This window comes from Streptomyces sp. NPDC002790, from assembly GCF_040295505.1.
GTDB lineage: Bacteria > Actinomycetota > Actinomycetes > Streptomycetales > Streptomycetaceae > Streptomyces.
Window position 1 is genome coordinate 1 of the sequence record NZ_JBEOVM010000074.1, and the last position, 16,024, is coordinate 16,024.

The 16,024-nt window shown below is 71.1% G+C and carries 12 protein-coding genes; 1 reads left to right on the forward strand and 11 read right to left on the reverse strand.

All coding sequences use genetic code 11. The features are described 5' to 3' along the window. Positions 1-33: 33 nt before the first annotated feature. From argG to ABT004_RS26185, 8 genes are all read right to left on the reverse strand, one after another. A complete protein-coding gene (gene argG / locus ABT004_RS26150; RefSeq protein WP_351341474.1) occupies positions 34-1,479 on the reverse strand; it encodes an argininosuccinate synthase in 1,446 nt (481 codons plus the stop codon). Positions 1,480-1,582: 103 nt separating this feature from the next. Continuing rightward, positions 1,583-4,378, reverse strand: a complete 2,796-nt coding sequence (locus ABT004_RS26155) for a SpoIIE family protein phosphatase (protein ID WP_502966967.1) — start codon at positions 4,376-4,378, stop codon at positions 1,583-1,585. A 187-nt stretch (positions 4,379-4,565) separates the two neighbouring features. Further along, positions 4,566-4,991, reverse strand: coding sequence for an ATP-binding protein (locus tag ABT004_RS26160; protein ID WP_351341480.1), 426 nt, complete (start codon positions 4,989-4,991; stop codon positions 4,566-4,568). Positions 4,992-5,135: 144 nt separating this feature from the next. Further along, complete coding sequence (locus tag ABT004_RS26165) at positions 5,136-5,543, reverse strand: (deoxy)nucleoside triphosphate pyrophosphohydrolase (RefSeq protein ID WP_351341483.1); 408 nt, start codon at positions 5,541-5,543, stop codon at positions 5,136-5,138. A gap of 21 nt (positions 5,544-5,564) precedes the next feature. Further along, a complete protein-coding gene (locus tag ABT004_RS26170) occupies positions 5,565-5,759 on the reverse strand; it encodes an SPOR domain-containing protein (RefSeq protein WP_351341486.1) in 195 nt (64 codons plus the stop codon). A gap of 233 nt (positions 5,760-5,992) precedes the next feature. Then, complete coding sequence (locus ABT004_RS26175) at positions 5,993-7,708, reverse strand: purine-cytosine permease family protein (RefSeq protein WP_351341489.1); 1,716 nt, start codon at positions 7,706-7,708, stop codon at positions 5,993-5,995. Positions 7,709-7,899: 191 nt separating this feature from the next. Beyond that, entirely contained in the window at positions 7,900-8,652 is a 753-nt protein-coding gene (locus tag ABT004_RS26180; RefSeq protein WP_351341492.1) for a GntR family transcriptional regulator, read from the reverse strand. A gap of 242 nt (positions 8,653-8,894) precedes the next feature. Continuing rightward, entirely contained in the window at positions 8,895-10,001 is a 1,107-nt protein-coding gene (locus ABT004_RS26185; RefSeq protein WP_351341495.1) for a threonine synthase, read from the reverse strand. Between the two features lie 182 nt (positions 10,002-10,183). Here ABT004_RS26185 and ABT004_RS26190 point away from each other — a divergent pair, with 182 nt between their 5' ends. Continuing rightward, the gene (locus ABT004_RS26190; protein WP_351341497.1) at positions 10,184-12,808 is read left to right on the forward strand and encodes a discoidin domain-containing protein; all 2,625 of its coding nucleotides are present in this window, start codon (positions 10,184-10,186) and stop codon (positions 12,806-12,808) included. Here the strand turns inward: ABT004_RS26190 and ABT004_RS26195 are convergent. Genes ABT004_RS26195 through ABT004_RS26205 form a run of 3 tightly spaced genes read right to left on the reverse strand, consistent with a single transcriptional unit; the run spans position 12,745 to position 15,927 of the window. Beyond that, positions 12,745-14,205 (reverse strand): sodium:solute symporter family protein, encoded by a 1,461-nt coding sequence (locus ABT004_RS26195; protein ID WP_351341500.1) that lies wholly within the window; start codon positions 14,203-14,205, stop codon positions 12,745-12,747. The genes ABT004_RS26190 and ABT004_RS26195 overlap by 64 nt on opposite strands. Continuing rightward, complete coding sequence (locus ABT004_RS26200) at positions 14,202-14,444, reverse strand: hypothetical protein (RefSeq protein WP_351341503.1); 243 nt, start codon at positions 14,442-14,444, stop codon at positions 14,202-14,204. Before ABT004_RS26200 ends, ABT004_RS26195 begins: the two co-directional genes overlap by 4 nt. A 46-nt stretch (positions 14,445-14,490) precedes the next feature. Beyond that, entirely contained in the window at positions 14,491-15,927 is a 1,437-nt protein-coding gene (locus tag ABT004_RS26205; protein WP_351341505.1) for an amidase, read from the reverse strand. Positions 15,928-16,024 lie beyond the last annotated feature (97 nt).

Below are 16,024 nucleotides of genomic sequence, written 5' to 3' on the forward strand. Positions count from 1 at the left end.
CCGCGCCTCAATCGCCGGCGGGGCTTGAATGGGTCAGTCCGTGCCGGATTCCATGGCTGCGCGGTCCAGGGCCTCGTCCTCCGCGGAGGTTTCTCCGCGGGAGGCGATGGCTTGGGCGCCGCCTTCCGGCATCGTGCCGATCAGGCCCGTGACCGCTGCCTGCGCGGCGCCGGCGACCGGGCTGCCCTCGCCGAGGAGGCCGAGGTTCGCGTACTGCTCGAGCTTGCCGCGCGAGTCGGCGATGTCGAGGTTGCGCATGGTCAGCTGGCCGATCCGGTCGACCGGGCCGAACGCCGAGTCCGCGGTCCGCTCCATGGAGAGCTTGTCCGGGTGGTACGAGAAGGCGGGGCCCTGCGTGTCGAGGATCGAGTAGTCCTCGCCGCGCCGCAGGCGCAGCGTGACCTCGCCGGTGATCGCGGCGCCGACCCAGCGCTGCAGCGACTCCCGGATCATCAGGGCCTGCGGGTCGAGCCAGCGGCCCTCGTACATCAGGCGGCCGAGACGCCGGCCCTCCGCGTGGTACTGGGCGACCGTGTCCTCGTTGTGGATCGCGTTGACCAAGCGCTCGTACGCGGCGAACAGGAGGGCCATGCCCGGCGCCTCGTAGATGCCGCGGCTCTTGGCCTCGATGATCCGGTTCTCGATCTGGTCGGACATGCCCAGGCCGTGGCGGCCGCCGATCGCGTTGGCCTCCATCACCAGGTCGACGGCGGAGGCGAACTCCTTGCCGTTGATCGTGACCGGGCGGCCCATCTCGAAGCCGATCGTGACGTCCTCGGTGGGGATCTCCACCGACGGGTCCCAGAACTTGACGCCCATGATCGGCTCGACCGTCTCGAGCGAGACGTTCAGGTGCTCGAGCGTCTTGGCCTCGTGCGTGGCACCCCAGATGTTGGCGTCCGTGGAGTACGCCTTCTCCGCCGAGTCCCGGTAGGGCAGGCCGTGCTCGACCAGCCACTCCGACATCTCCTGCCGGCCGCCGAGCTCGGTCACGAAGTCCGCGTCGAGCCACGGCTTGTAGATCCGCAGGTTCGGGTTGGCGAGCAGACCGTAGCGGTAGAACCGCTCGATGTCGTTGCCCTTGTACGTCGAGCCGTCGCCCCAGATCTGGACGTTGTCCTCCAGCATCGCCCGCACCAGGAGCGTGCCGGTGACCGCGCGGCCGAGCGGCGTCGTGTTGAAGTACGCGCGACCGCCGGAGCGGATGTGGAACGCGCCGCAGGTCAGCGCCGCAAGGCCCTCCTCCACAAGGGCGGCCTTGCAGTCGACGGCACGCGCGATCTCGGCGCCGTACGCCTGCGCTCGACTGGGCACGCCGTCGATGTCGGGCTCGTCGTACTGGCCGATGTCGGCGGTGTACGTGCACGGGACGGCGCCCTTGTCACGCATCCACGCGACGGCGACGGACGTGTCGAGGCCGCCCGAGAAGGCGATGCCGACGCGCTCGCCGGCCGGGAGGGATGTGAGGACCTTGGACATAGGAAGAGTATGCATGACGATGCATGACCATGCAAAGGGGGGTGCGGTGATTGACCGGTGATGTGTTCGGCGTCACCTTGGCGGAAGCCGGACGGGCTCCCGCTCAGAACAGGCTGAGCAGCGCCTCCGTCGGGTCCGCCAGACCCGTCTCCCCGTCCGGCAGCGGCAGCTCGAACCAGACCGTCTTCCCGCGCGGCGTCCGGCGCGAGCCCCACGCCGCGCTCAGCAGCCCGACGAGCTGAAGCCCGCGGCCGCCCTCGTCCGTGTCCCGCGCCCGGCGGCGGCGCGGCTGCACGAGACCCGCGTCCCACACCTCGCACACCAGCGTCCGGTCGAGGAGGAGGCGGAGCCTGATGTCGCCCTCGCCGTACCGCAGCGCGTTGGTGACCAGCTCGCTGACCAGCAGTTCCGACGTGTCGACGAGGCCCTCCAGGCCCCAGCTCGACAACTGCGCCCGCGCGTACTCGCGGGCCCTGCCCACCGACTTCGGCTCGCGGGGCAGCGTCCAGTCGCCGACGTTGCCGCTCGGCAGCCCCTGCACACGGGCCATGAGGAGCGCGATGTCGTCCTCGCCGTGATGCGTGTCGAGGGTGTTGAGGACGTGGTCGCAGACGTCCTCGAGAGCCGGGGCGGGATCGTCGAGCGCGTTGCGGAAGGCCGAGAGGCCCTCGTCGAGCGGATGGTCGCGGGATTCCACCAGGCCGTCCGTGTAGAGGGCGAGCAGGGAGTCCTCCGGCAGCTCCACCTCCACCTCCTCGAACGGCTCGCCGCCGACACCGAGCGGCATCCCCGGCGGTACGTCGAGCATGAGCGCGCTGTCGCCGGGTTCGACGAGGACCGGCGGCAGGTGCCCCGCGTTGGCGAACGTGCAGCGCCGGGTGACCGCGTCGTACACCGCGTAGACACAGGTGGCGAGGTAGACCTCGGAGAGGTCCTCGCCGCCGAAGGAGCGCGCGGAGCGGGCGGGGCGTGTGCCCTGCTGGACGCCACCGGGGGTGCCGAGACCGCGGGCGATCTCGTCCAACGCGCTGAGTACTTCGGCCGGTTCGAGGTCGAGCAGGGCCAACGTACGTACGGCGGTGCGCAGTTCGCCCATGGCGACGGCGGCGCGCAGGCCGCGGCCCATGACGTCGCCGACGACCAACGCGGTGCGGTGCCCGGGGAGTTCGATGACGTCGAACCAGTCGCCGCCGACCTCGGTCGCGGCGTTGCCGGGCCGGTAGCGGCAGGCGATGTCGAGTCCGGCCGCCTCCGGGTCGTCCGGCGGCAGCAGGGAGCGCTGCAGGATCAGCGCCCGCTCGTGCTCGCGGCGGTACAGGCGCGCGTTGTCGATACAGACCGCGGCGCGCGCGGCCAGCTCCATGGCGAGCGCCCTGTCCCGCTCGGTGAACGGCTCGCTGCCCTTCGTCCGGGAGAACTGGACGAGCCCGACGACCGTGTCGTGCGCGACCATCGGCACGGCGAGCGTGGACCGCACGAGCCCGCGCTGCTCGGTGGGCAGCGTCTGCGGGCGCGCGGTGCGCAGGGCCTGTGCGCAGGGTGAGTTGAACGGGAAGCGGTGCACCGCCCCCACGTTGACGGGGGCCTCGCCGCCGAGGTCGAGGAACGGCACGTCGGCGACGGCGCTCGCGGCGGCCACCCTGCGCAGTTCGGCGCTGCCGTCGGCGAGGCTGTGCCGGAACTGCGCCGCCTCGTCACCCGCGAGCAGCCCCTGGTACAGGTCGACGGACGCGAGGTCGCAGAAGCCGGGGACCACGACGTCGAGGAGTTCGCGGGCGGTGGTCTCCAGGTCCAGCGAGTTGCCGATCCGGGAGCCCGCCTCGTTCAGGAGCGCCAGGTTGCGGCGGGCGTGCGCGGCCTCGCGGGCGGCGGCGTGCCGGCGGGTGACGTCCGTGGCGAGCCCCGCGACGCCGATCGGGCGGCCCGTTCCGCTGTGCACGCGGTAGAGGTTGATGGACCAGTGGCGCCGCTCGGTGGACTCCGGGGCGGTGCCGACCAGTTGCATGTCGGTGACCGCGTCACCCGTCTCCAGGACCCGGCGCAGCGCGCCCTGCACGCGGTCCGCCTCGTGCCGCGGCAGGTAGTCGTGGACGGTACGGCCGCGGTGATCGTCGACGTGTCCGCCGAAGACCGAGGTCAGGGTGCGGTTGGTGCGCTGGACCTTGAGGTCGGTGCCGAACAGCAGGAAACCGAAGGGAGATTGGCCGAAAATCGCCTGCGAGGACGCGAGGTCGGTCTCGATGTGCCGCAGGGTCCGCACGTCGACGACGATGCACACCGCGGCGCGCTCGCCGGACTCGGTGGTCGTCGGCATCACATAGATCTCGGCGACCCCGGTCGCCCCCGCGCCCGCCGCGAGGGGCGCCTCCGCTCGCGGTTCCGCTTCCGGCTCCCCCGAGGTCTCCGGCGCCGGTACCCGGAAGGGGACGGTGCCCGTCCACTCCTGCCCGTCCAGGATCTCCGCCATCTTGCGGTGGCCGCGCTCGCGCAGGTCCGCGGGGACGAAGGCCTCGATGGGGTCCTTGCCCACGGCCTCCTCGGGCGGGACCCCGAAGAGCTGGGCGGCCCGCCGGCTCCACTGGTCGATCGCGCCGTCGGAGCCGATCGAGAAGGAGGCGACCTTGATGTAGTCGTAGATCGAACCCGGCGGGCTCGCCTGCCAGAGGTCGGTCCGGCCGAAGGACTCCTCGGGAGGGGTCGGGGACGCGCCCGGTCCTGATTCCGGGATCGGTTCCGCACGCTCCGTGCCCGCGGCATCAGGAGCGTCGTCGCCCAGCGGCACGCGCTCCGCACGCGACGTCGAGGCCGCGCCCGAGGGATCCTCGGACACCCTGCCCTTCGCTGGTATCTCGCTCACGCGAACCGTCCCCTCCAGCTCACCGCGTCCGGCACCGGTCACCGAGGCGGCTGCACGCAGTATCCAGCACTACGGAGCCGCGCAACACGGTGTTCACGATCACACCATGGTCCCGACGCTTTTTGGCCCGTCGGGACCGACTGTTTCCGTACCCAGGGTGCGGGTGCGCCCACACACGGCATCTCACACCCACTCCCTCACACCAGCGTCTGTCCCACTCGGGCTTCTCCTAACCCGGCAGCGACAGCTCGAACCACACCGTCTTCCCCGTCTTCCCGCCCGACCGCTCCCCACCCGGCCGTGTCCCCCAGCGCCGGGACACCTCGGTCACCAGTTGCAGCCCGCGCCCGCCCTCCTCGTCGGGGGCCGCGGTGCGGGCGCAGGGCGGGTCGGGCAGCGGGTCGGATACCTCCACGAGGAGGGCGTCCGAGGGTTCGGACGGGCGGGCGAGCCGGACGCCGATGGGCCCGGACGCGTACCGCAGGGAATTGGTCACCAGCTCGCTGACCAGCAGCGCGGTGATATCGGCGAGCTCTTCGAGCCCCCATTCGACGAGCTGCGTACGCACCTTGGCGCGCACCCTTCGGACGGCCGACGGGTCGGCGGGAAAGGCCCACTCGACGCAGTCGCCTTCAGTGTGGAGCACGCGGATCACATCCCTGGCCCGCGAAGGACCCTGTCCGGTTTCAGAGGGTTAATCGGGATATACCCGGACGGAGCGCTGCGCTATCGCGGAGTGGGGTGCGCGGTGGCACGGACGGCGTAGGCGAGGCTCGTGGGACGCGGGCGCGAGCCCCCGTCAGACGCGGTCCCGCAGGACCTCTTTCACCGCGGGTACGTCCTGGTCGAGCCAGTCCACGGACCACGCCTCGGCCGCCGTCAGCCAGCGCAGTTCGTCGTGGTCCTGGAGGGGGCGCGGGGTGCCGGAGCGCAGGTGGCAGCGCCAGACCCGCAGTACGTATCCGGCCTTCAGGGGCCATTCGCCAGGCACCCGGGCGAATGGCTCGGCCTCGATGCCGAGTTCCTCGCGCAGCTCGCGCACCAGCGCCCACTCCGGCGCCTCGCCCGGTTCGACCTTGCCGCCGGGCAGCTCCCAGCGGCCCGCGAGTTCGGGGGGCGCGCTGCGCCGCGCGGCGAGCAGCCGCTCCTCGGTGTCGTACAGGGCCGCGGCGACGACCACGGTCGGCGAGGGGGACTCAGGGGGCATACGCCGGAGCCTATGGCCCCGTCAGAGCGCCGTGCCGTTCCGCCCCTGTCCCAGGCGCTCGACCCAGTACGTCGGCTGGTGGTCCCTGCGGTCGTCGAGGCTGTCGGCCATGCGCTGGGCCTCGACCTTCGTGGCGTAACGGCCCACCCGGTAGCGGTTCCCGTTGTCGTCCTCGCGGATGACCAGCCACGGAAGTGTGGTCGTGCCGTCGCTCATCGCGCTCCGCCCCTCCCTGGCCGCCCCGGCCTCGACTCGCATCGCGCCCTGCCTCCCAACCCCGAGGAAACCGCAAACCGCATATGCCCGAGCCTACGCCTGACCTTTACGCACCGGATACGGATTGGCACAAAGAGATACGCAACAAGCCACTGCCCGAACGCGCGGACGGCGAACGGAGGGGGGCGCACCCCTCGGGTGCGCCCCCCTCCCTCCACCACTGCCGGTACGGCTCAGCGCATACGCACCTCCGGCATCGGCATCAGGACCGGTTCGCCCGTCGGTTTCTTGGTGCAGACGTCGCCGCAGTGGGCGTCGAGGGAACAGCAGAGCGAGCAGATCGGGCCGGAGTGGGCCGGGCAGTCGGCGATGTCCGGGAGTTCGTACGCCGTCTCGCAGACGGTGCAGGTGTGGGTCGCGGTGATGTCGGTGCCCTCGGCGAACTCGACGTCCGGGCCGTTCACCGGGTTCGGCCGCGCCAGGTAGTACCTGCCCTTCGTGGCCCAGGCGATGAGCGGGCACAGAGTCAGCGAGAGACCTGCGGCGATGAACGTGGAGAAGGCCTCGGCGTACTCACCGAAGAGCCCGAAGAACGCCAGGATCGAGACGACCGAGGCGATCACCATGGCGCCGAATCCGGCCGGGTTCACCGCGTACAGGTACGCCCGCTTGAACTCGATGTACTTGGGGCTCCAGCCCACCCGTTTGTTGATGACGAGGTCGGCGGCGACAGCCGCGATCCAGGCGATGCCCACGTTCGAGTAGAAGCCGAGGAGCTTGTTCAGGGCCTCGAACATGTTCAGTTCCATCAGCGTCAGCGCGATGGCGAGGTTGAGGAAGATGTACCAGACACGGCCCGGGTGCCGGTGCGTCACGCGGGAGAAGAAGTTCGACCAGGACAGCGAACCGCTGTACGCGTTGGTGACGTTGATCTTGATCTGTGAGACCACCACGAAGAGCGCGGCGACGGGCAGCGCGACCGAGCCGAGCCACGGCTTGAGCGCCTCGACCTGCGGCGCGATGGGTTCGAGCGCGTGCGTCTTGCCGACCGCTTCGAGGGCCACGAAGGCGAGGAGCGCGCCGCCGAGCTGCTTGGCGGCGCCGATGACCACCCAGCCGGGCCCCGCCGCCAGAACGGCCAGATTCCACCGCTTCCTGTTCGCTTCCGTCTTGGCCGGCATGAACCGGAGGTAGTCGGCCTGCTCGCCGATCTGCGCGATGAGCGAGAGCGCGACACCGGTGCCGAGCCCGAAGCCGATCCAGGAGAAGCCGCTGCCCGCGCCTTCGGTGCCGCCGAAACCGGTGAAGTCACCGAAGGAGCCCGGTGAGTTGAAGAGCAGGATCACGAAGGGCAGGACCAGGCCGATCAGCCAGACCGGCTGCGTCCACGCCTGCACCTTGGCAAGCGCGCCCATTCCGCGGAACACGATCGGGATGACGATCAGCGTGGTCACCAAGTACCCGATGGGCAAAGGCAGTCCGAAGACCTCGTGCATCGCCTGCGCCATGATCGAGCCTTCGAGCGCGAAGAAGATGAAGGTGAACGAGGCGTAGATGAGGGACGTGAGCGTCGACCCGAAGTAGCCGAAGCCGGCGCCGCGGGTGATCAGATCCATGTCCAGGCCGTACTTGGCGCAGGCGCGGGCGATCGGGACGCCGGTGGTGAAGATGATCGTCGCCGCGCACAGGATCGAGGCGAGTCCGCTGGTGAACCCGTACGTGAAGACGATGGACGCGCCGATCGCGAAGTCCGCGAGGTAGGCGATGCCGCCGAGCGCGGTGGAGGCGACCGTGGTCTCGGACCAGCGCCGGTAGGAGTGCGGGGCGTAGCGCAGCGAGTAGTCCTCGCGGGACTCGTCGGCGGCCAGCTTGGCGTAACTGCGCTGGGGCGGCTTCCTGTCGGGCGGCCCGGCTGCGGGGTCTGCGTGGGATACGGCGGTCTCGGTCATGGCGGCTACCCGTTCCTCCGTCGGCGGTATACCAAATGCCTACGGAGAAGGAAGTTAGGAGCCGTACATGACAATCCGCGGCAGTGCTCGATTGCCTGCCTGTTACGGGAGTTGAGGCGCGGTTAACTCGGGATCACGGGGCCCGGACGGGGCGCACCGGAGACCGGGCACTGAAACGGTCTGGACAGGGCCTATCGCACCGGCAGGTGGTACGCGATGCGGTAGCGGTCCGCGGGGACGACGACGTCGGCCGTCTCGACCGGTCGGCCGGAGGCGAAGAAGGTCCGGTGGATGACGATCACGACATGTCCCGGCACGCCGCCGAGCGCGCTCAACTCCTCGGCGAGCCCGGGGCGGGCGGCCACTTCCTCCGTCACGTTGTCCACAATCACGTCGATCGCCGCCATGCGCTCCGCGACTCCGCAGCCGCCGAGCGGGCCCTCCTCCGGGAGCATCACCGGCGTGCGCCCCGTCACCGCGAGGGGCTCCCACGAGGTCGCGAGCATCATCGCCTCCCCCGCGTCCCGGTACACGTACTTGGTGCGCATCACGCGGTCGCCCGCGCGGATCGCGAGCCGCTCCGCGACGGAGGCGACCGCCTCGACCTGCTCGCTGCGCGACTCCCACGTCCCCCGCGCCTCCGGGTCGGACTGCTCCTGCCGGAACGGTGTGGAACCACTGCTCGGACGGTCGCCGGAGCGCGAGACGCGGCGCGGCACGGGCAGCTCGCGCACATAGGTCCCCGAACCGGACCGGCCCTCGACGAGCCCCTCCGCCATCAGGACCTTGCGGGCCTCCAGCGCCACCGTGTCCGAAACCCCGTACTCCTCACGGATCTTGGCCTGTGAGGGAAGGCGGGTGTGCGGCGGCAGCGATCCGCTGACGATCTTCTTGCGGAGATCGCCCGCAACGCGGAGATACGCCGGCTGCTCACCGAATGTCACTGATTGTCCCCTCGGTCCCCTCGAAACGCCACACCTGATTGACAGACAGCGACAGCGTGGCAACCGTGGGTTGAGAGGTGCAAGCAAAGGCCAAAGAATCACTCGATGTGATGACTTCCGACGTCAGAAGCCTTTACGCAGCAACTTTGCCCAGGTAGTGCGCCATTCACACATCGAAGCGTGGTTCGAGCATGCATACGTTTCCGGGGTGTCGGTCCGCGCGTCGGGTTCACGCGTCGGGTTCACGCGTCAGGGACGAGGCCCGTCTTGAGCCCCGCGCCGCACAGCGGGACCACCGCGCTCCGGCCGCCGAGGGCCCCGCCCTCACGGGTCGCGGCCCAGCACACCGCGCCGGTCGACTCGACGTACAGGCCGCGGGAGGCGAGGTCGAGTTGGGCGTGCCGGATCTGATCCTCCGTCACCGTGTGGAAGGCGCCGCCGGATGCGCGTACGGCGCGCAGGATCTGGCGGGCGCGCGGCGGGTTCGGGATGGCGATGCCCTCGGCGGCGGTGGGGGCCGGGGCCTCCTCGACCACGACCTCCTCCGACCCGGCCTGCCACGCACGCGCCAGCGGGGCGACCGCGGCGGACTGCACGGCGTGCAGGGCGGGGCGGCGGTCGATCAGTCCGGCGTGGTGGAGTTCGGCGATGGCGAGGGCGGCGCCGAGGAGGAGGGTGCCGTTGCCCACGGGGAGGACCAGGATCTCGGGGAGGCGGCCGCCCATGTCCTCCCAGATCTCGTGGACGTACGTCTTTGTGCCGTGCAGGAAGTACGGGTTGTAGACGTGGCTGGCGTAGAACACGCCGTCCTCGTCGGCGGCCGTGCGGGCCGCGCGGGCCGTGGCCTCGCGGTCGCCGGGGACCACTTCGAGGCGGGCGCCGTGGGCGCGGATCTGCTCCAGCTTCTTGGCGGATGTGGCTTCGGGGACGTAGACGGTGCAGGCGAGGCGGGCGCGGGCGCAGTAGGCGGCGATGGCGGTGCCGGCGTTGCCGCTGCTGTCGGCGATGACGCGGTCGGGGCCGAGACGGGTGGCGAGGGCGGCGAGCAGCACCGCGCCGCGGTCCTTGAAGGAGAGGGTGGGCATCAGGTAGTCCAGCTTGGCGTCCACGTCGGCGGTGAGCGGGACGAGGGGCGTCCGCCCTTCGCCGAGGGTGAAGTCCGGGCGGGGCAGGGGGAGGCATTCGGCGTAGCGCCACATTGAACTGGGGCGGGTGGTGAGGGATTTGAGGGGGCTGGGGGTGGGGTGGTAGTCGAGGTCGAGGGGGCCGTGGCAGGTGGGGCAGCGCCAGGTGAGGGAGGCGGTGGGGAGGCGGGTGCCGTCGGCGGGGCAGTAGGTGGTGAGGCTCATGGGGCGAGATTAGGCCTCCGTCCCCCACGCCTCGGGGCTCCGCCCCGAACCCCGCGCCTCAAACGCCGGCGGGGCCATTTATAGCCCCTCCGGCGATTGAGGAGGCCCGTTCGGCAGGACTTTCGGGCGGGCTTCGGCGCGCGTCCTCGGTCGCGGTGCGGCGGCGGATCACCCTCTAACCCATGAAGCCCGTACGTGTCGTCGCCGCCGCCGTCCTCACCTTTGGTGCCACCCTCGTCCCGCCCGCGCAGGCCGCGGAGCCGTCCGCGCCGGGATGTGGTGGGGCCGGGTGGAGTCTGGGGACCAGGACCGTCGACGCCGGGAGTCCGTATCACGCCTACGCGGGCAACGGGTATCTCGGCGTGCGTGTTCCACCCGCCGGGGCCGGGTACGCGAGGACCGGCGGGGACGGCGCCAAGACCGGGTGGCCGCTCTACACGCCCCCGTACGACGGCGCGTTCGTCTCCGGGCTCTATGGGCGCGGGCCCAAGAACACCGCCCACCGCGAGGCCATCGCCGCCCTCCCCACCTGGACCACCCTCGACGTGCGGGCCCGCGGCGAGACGTACGGGTCGGAGAGTCGCACGACGGGCTACCGGCAGACCCTCGACATGCGCTGCGGCGTCGTCCGTACCGAGGTCACATGGGTGCACAAGGACGGGAAGCGCACCGACCTGACGTACGAGGTGCTCGCCGACCGGGCCGATCCGCACGTCGGCGCGGTGCGGCTGCGCGTGCGACCGCACTGGTCGGGCGAGGTCACCGTCACCGACCGCATCGACGAGCGCGGCGCCCGCCGGATCAGCGGAAGCGGCAGCGGACCGGCCGGCAAGCGCACGGCCGCCGTCGGCTTTCGTACGGACGGCTCCGGGACCGCCGGCACCGTCGCCTCCACCCTCCGCTCCCCCGGCCGCACCCACACCGCCCGCCCCGTGAAGGACTCCCTCGGCACCAACCAGTCCGCCGACTTCCGGGCCGGCGAAGGCGTTGCGTACGACGTAACCAAGTACGTGGGTGTCGACACCGGCCTCACGTCCACGAACCCGCGCGGCGATGCCGTACGCGCCTCCAAGCGTGCCGCGGCCCTCGGCTGGGACGCGCTCACCCGCCGACACAACGCCGCCTGGCGGGAGTTGTGGGCCGCCGACATCGAGACCCCGGGCCGCCCCGAGCTCCAGGCGAGGCTGCGCGCCGCCCAGTACGGGCTGCTCTCCTCGCTGCGTCCCGGCGCCCGCAACAGCATCGGGCCGACCGGCCTGAGCAGCGACAACTACGCGGGGATGGTCTTCTGGGACGCCGAGACGTGGATGTATCCGTCGATGCTGGCGACGCGGCCCGAGTTGGCGAAGCCCGTGCTCGAATATCGGTACCGGACGCGTGGTGCCGCTGCCGACAATGCGGTCAAGACCTCACAGAAGGGGCTCATGTACCCCTGGACCAGCGCGAGTTCGGGTTCGCTGTGGAAGGAGTGCCAGAGCTGGAATCCGCCGCACTGCGTCACCCAGAACCACCTCCAGGGCGACATCGCGCTCGCGGCCTGGCAGTACTACCAGGCGACCGGGGACCGTGCGTGGCTGCGTGAGCGCGGGTGGCCGCTGCTCAAGGGGCTTGCCACGTACTGGAGTTCACGTGCCACGCCGAACAAGGGCGACGGTTCGTACTCCATCAAGGACGTCGCCGGGCCCGACGAGTACAGCAACGGCGTCGACGACGGGGTGTACACGAACGCCGTCGCCGCGACCTCGCTGCGGGACGCCGCCAAGGCCGCCGCGCTGGTCGGTGAGCGGGCTCCGGCCGACTGGAAGCGGATCGCCGACCGGCTCCGCATCCCGTACGACAGCAAGCGCAAGGTCTTTCTCCAGTACGCCGGTTACGACATCGACAAGGGCGCCGACATCAAGCAGGCGGACGCCGTGCTGCTGCTGTACCCGCTGGACTGGAAGCCGATGCCGAAGGGCGCCGCTGCCGCGACCCTCGACTACTACGCGGCCCACACCGACCGCGACGGGCCGGCGATGACGGACTCGGTGCACGCGGTCGCCGCCGCGGGGATCGGCGAGCCTGGCTGCTCGACGTACACCTTCCTGGAGCGGGCCTCGCGGCCGTTCTTCCAGGGCTCGTTCGGTACGTTCTCGGAGTCGCGCGGCGAGAAGGCGGGTGCCGGGGACGCGTTGGCCGGGACGCCCGCGCAGGACTTCCTGACCGGGAAGGGCGGGTTTCTGCAAGTGTTCACGCATGGGCTCACCGGGATGCGGCTCCAGGACGACGACGCCGTGCGGCTCGATCCGATGCTGCCGCCGCAGCTGTCAAGTGGCGTGAATGTCAAGGGGCTTCAGTGGCGGGGGCGGACGTACGACGTCGAGATCGGGGCCAGGACGACCACCGTCCGGCTGACCGGCGGTGCGCCCTTCGCCGTCGACACTCCGGGCGGGCGCGCGACGGTGACCGGCGCCGGGCTCACGATCCCGACCCGCCGCCCCGACCTCACCCCGACCACCGACCTCGCCCGCTGCAAGCCCGCGAAGGCGACGTCGGAGGACCCGGGTCAGTACGCGGGCGCCGCCGTCGACGGCAACCCGGCCACCACCTGGACCCCCGCGAAAGCCGGCGCCTCGCTCACCGTGGACCTCGGCGGCGTACGCCCGGTGGACCGGGTCGAGGTGGCCGGGACGAAGGCGTACCGCCTGGAGACCTCGGTGGACGGTGAGCGGTGGACGCCGTTCGAGGCCGGGGCCGAAGGGCGTTACGTGCGGCTCACCGAGACCGGTGAATCGGCGGAGCCCGTCGGCGAGTTGACGGTGTCCTGAACCCGGGAACGTACGACGAGCTGGGCACCGGCCGTGACGACGATGTTGACGGCGAGCGCGATCAGGCCGGTGTCCACGCTGCCGACATCGACAGAGCCGAACGTGAGCCAGGCGAGCACCGCGACGCCGGTCAGGATGCCGATGAGCGCGGGCACGGCCCCCAGCCTCACCTTCTTCGCCAGGCCCATGACGATCGCCGGCGCGAGCTGGGTCAGGCCGCCGTACGTCAGGAGCAGCAGGTCGGAGAGGAGGCCGGGGCGGGTCAGGCCGAGGACGAGGGCGAGGCCGGCCGCGGCCACCACGCACAGGTGGTTCGTGCGCAGTTGGGTGCGCTCGTTGCGGACGCTCAGCAGGTTGCGCGAGAGCAGGCTGGAGATGCCGACGACGATGGCCGCCGACGGCACCATCGCGGCGGAGGCCGCGGCGACCGCCACGACTCCGACGAGCCAGCCCGGCAGGGTCTGTCCGGCGAGGGTGAGCGCGACCCCGTTCGGCTCGGTGCCCTTCTTCGCGAGCAGGACGCCGGCGAAGCCGACGATGATCGGGATGCCGAGGGCGATCTGGTAGAGCGGCAGCCAGATCGAGTTGGAGCGCAGCACGCGGCCGCTGCGGGCGGCGAGCACCGGCGGCCACAGGTGGGCCATGGTGCCGAGGCCGCCGCCGATGCCGGAGATGATGACGGCGGTGACGAAGAACGTGCCGTCGTAGCCCTCCTGGTCGAGCGTGAGCAGCTGCGCGTGGTGGTCGCGGATCGTGTCGAAGAGGCCGCCGATGCCGCCGTTGACCGACAGGGCGACGCCCGCGACAAGCACCACGAGCCCGATGATCATCAGCGCGTCCTTGAGGTACGCGACCCGCGCGATGCCGCGGATGCCGGACCACAGGACGAAGGCGACGGTCAGGACGGTGGCGAGGACCATGCTGAGGTTGCCGCCGGTGTGGCTGCCGGTGGCGAGCTGCACGATCATGCCGAGCCCGGTGATCTGCAGTTGCAGGTACGGCAGCAGGAACACGGCACCGACGACGGCGACGACCTTGCCGAGCAGCGGGCTGCGGTAGCGGTCGACGAAGAAGTCCGCCTGCGTCAAGTACCCGCCCCACTGGCCGAGTTGGCGCATGCGGGGTGCGGTGAAGTACTGCAGGATGAAGTTGATGGCGAGGTAGCAGACCGCGAAGGAGGCGGCGACGCCGCCGCCGAAGGCGATCCCCGCGAGCCCCAGGAAGCTGAAGGTCGTGAAGGCCTCTCCCGCCTGGAGGAACCAGGTGGTGAAGGTGGAGAAGCCGCGCTTGGCGACCGTCCACTCGCCCAGCTCCTTGCTGGGCGGGCGGCGGCCGGAGACGCCGACCACGGCGATGGCGACGATGCCGAGGACCGTGATGACCATGGTGCTGTTCATGCCGCCACCCCCTCGTCCTCGACCTTGGCCTCGGTCTCGTCGTCGTAGCCGGCGCCCGCTCGCGTACCGCGGTCGACGAGGGCGAGCGCCACCGTCGTCCCCACGGTCCACATCAGGCACCAGGCCAGGACGGACGGGATGCCGAACCAGAGGTACGGCCCGTTCACGAACGGGAGGAACGGTGTACTGAGGAAGGCCAGGACGGGCACGGCGGCCCAGAGCGCGTGCGGAGATCTCATCGGGGCTCCAGCTGAGGGGAGTTGAACGCGAAGACTCGCTGAATCGCTACGAAAGGTGGGGCGCGCGGCGTCCGTGCCCGGTGGCGGCCTCGTAGGCGGCGCCGATCTCGAGGACGGCGCGTTCGGCGCGCGGCGGGCCCACGATCTGCAGGCCGACAGGCAGTCCCGTGTCCGTGAAGCCGGCCGGGACGGAGAGGGCGGGTGCGCCCAGGACGGTGAGCAGATACGCGGAGCGCATCCAGTCGAGGTAGCTGTGCTGCGGCTGACCGTCGATGACGGTCGGGTACTCCAGATCGATGTCGAACGGCAGGACCTGGCTGACCGGGGCGATCAGCACGTCGTAGCGCTCGAAGAACCCGACGGCCGCGAGGTGGATGCGGGAGTGCTCGGTGCGGGCGCGGGCCAGGTCGGCCGAGGTGAGCCGGAGGCCCTCCTCGATGTTCCAGATCAGGCTGGGCTTGAGCTGCTCGCGAGAGGTCTCCAGGAGTGGGCCGAGCCCGGTGCGGAAGGCCTGCGCCCGCAGCGTGAGGAAGACGTCGTCGGCGCCGTCCAGGTCGGGGCAGTCCTCGACGACATGCGCGCCCGCCGCCTCGAACACCTTGACCTGCTGGGCCACGACCTCGCGGACCTCGGGGTCGACCGGGACGCGGCCGCCGAGGTCCGGGGAGTACGCCACCCGCAGCCCCTTCAGGTCGCGCTCCAGCGGGGCCCGGAACACGGAACCGGGGGCTTCGAGGGACTGCGGGCAGCGCGGGTCCGGGCCCGCCATGGCCGACAGGAGCAGCGCGACGTCGGCGACGGTGCGGCCCATCGGACCGGCGACGCCGAGCGTCTCCCACAGGTCGTTCGTGGGCAGTGAGGGCACCCGGCCCGGCGTGGTGCGCAGGCCGACGACGTTGCAGAACGAGGCGGGGTTGCGCAGTGAGCCGCCCATGTCGCTGCCGTCGGCGATCGGGGTGAGCCGGGCGGCGAGCGCGGCGGCGGCGCCGCCACTGCTGCCACCGGCCGAGCGCGCCGGGTCGTACGGGTTCCGGGTCGCGCCGAAGACGGGGTTGAAGGTGTGCGAACCGGCCGCGAACTCGGGGACGTTGGTCTTGCCGATACGGATCGCGCCGGCCCGCTGGACGCGCTCGACGAGGAGTTCGTCCTCGTCGGGCACGTGGTCGGCGAAGAGCGGCGAGCCGTGCGTGGTGCGCATGCCGCGGGTGAGGTGGGTGTCCTTGAAGGCGATGGGCAGCCCGTGCAGCGGCCCCAACTCGGCCCCCGACGCTGCCAGTTCGTCCGCCTCCCCCGCCTTGGCGAGCGCGCCTTCGGCGTCGAGCGTGACGATGGCGTTGAGCGCGGGGTTCACGCGCTCGATGCGGTCGAGGTGGGCGGAGACGACCTCGCGCGCCGAAAGTTCGCGGCGGCGGACCAGTCCGGCGAGCTCGACGGCGTCGAGCCCGCAGAGGGCGTCGGAATCAGAGGTGGGGCGTACGGGCATGACCGTCCTCGGGCAGGAGGCGACTGTGTGCGCCCTCACACTGCGGCGGCCTGACCTTTTAAGTCAATGGTTCGGAGCTGATGAACTTTTCAGTCGC